At 71.6% G+C, this 885-nt stretch carries 2 protein-coding genes; both read right to left on the reverse strand.

Annotation, left to right across the window (positions count from 1 at the left end; all coding sequences use genetic code 11):
- On the reverse strand, positions 1–609 hold a 609-nt coding region (locus tag P3W85_RS33590; protein ID WP_430869671.1), incomplete at its 3' end, for a DUF1501 domain-containing protein.
- A 5-nt stretch (positions 610–614) separates the two neighbouring features.
- Positions 615–885 (reverse strand): DUF1800 family protein (locus P3W85_RS33595; protein WP_276267923.1); only part of this gene is annotated, 271 nt, incomplete at its 5' end.

Below are 885 nucleotides of genomic sequence, written 5' to 3' on the forward strand. Positions count from 1 at the left end.
GGCCTGCATCGCGGCATTCCATAGCGGGTGCAGCTGCGGGTCCATCTCGTAAAGCTGCCCGACGCGCGCGAGCAGATCGTCCGGCGCGGCCGGCAGCGCCGATGGCGCATAGGAGGCGACCTCAGCCTGCCCGCGCAGCGCCGCCGGCACGGTCGGCGCGAAGGCGATGGCGTTGTCGGCCCGCCTCGGCAGCAGGCCCACCAGCCGGTTCAGCCAGCCGTCCTTGACCTGGTACGGCGCATTGCCGCCGGTTTCCAGCACGTTCTGGCCGTCGAAGTGCGAACGCTCGCGGTAGGGAGACGCCACCGCCTGCACGAAAAGCGCCTGGCCGGCGCCATACAGGCGCGCCGTTTCCGCCAGCGCGGGATGCAGCGCAAACATGCCGTCCAGCCGCGTGGCCTGCGCGGCATCGATGGCCAGCGCACCGCGCAGGCGCGCATAGCCGGGATCAGCATAGGGGATCACGGTGTTCAGGCCATCAGCGGCGCCGCGCTGGATGACGAAGACAAAGCGCCGGTCGGAATCCACGCTGGCCAGGGTGAGGCGTGGCAAGGCGAGCATGGCGCCCGCGCCGGCGGTGACACGCAGGAAATCTCGGCGGGAAAACATGGACATCACCTCCGTTGGAAATCGGGCGAAACCAGCAGCAAGGCCAGTGCGGTCTGGGCGCTCTCGGCACGGGCGATGGCGCCGGCGGTCGGCGTCGACAGCGTGCCGGCAAGCAGCCTGGGACCGAGTTCGCGCGCATCGAGGCGATCGCCGACACGCGCCGCCAGGCGCTGCGCCAACTCTACGCGCCGCACCAGCGCATCGGGCGCGGCCCAGCTCGCGGCGATGTCGTCGTAGCCCGCCGGCGAGCCCGGCCGCCAGACCGGCTGGCCGAGC

Source organism: Cupriavidus basilensis (assembly GCF_029335485.1).
Classification (GTDB): domain Bacteria; phylum Pseudomonadota; class Gammaproteobacteria; order Burkholderiales; family Burkholderiaceae; genus Cupriavidus; species Cupriavidus basilensis_E.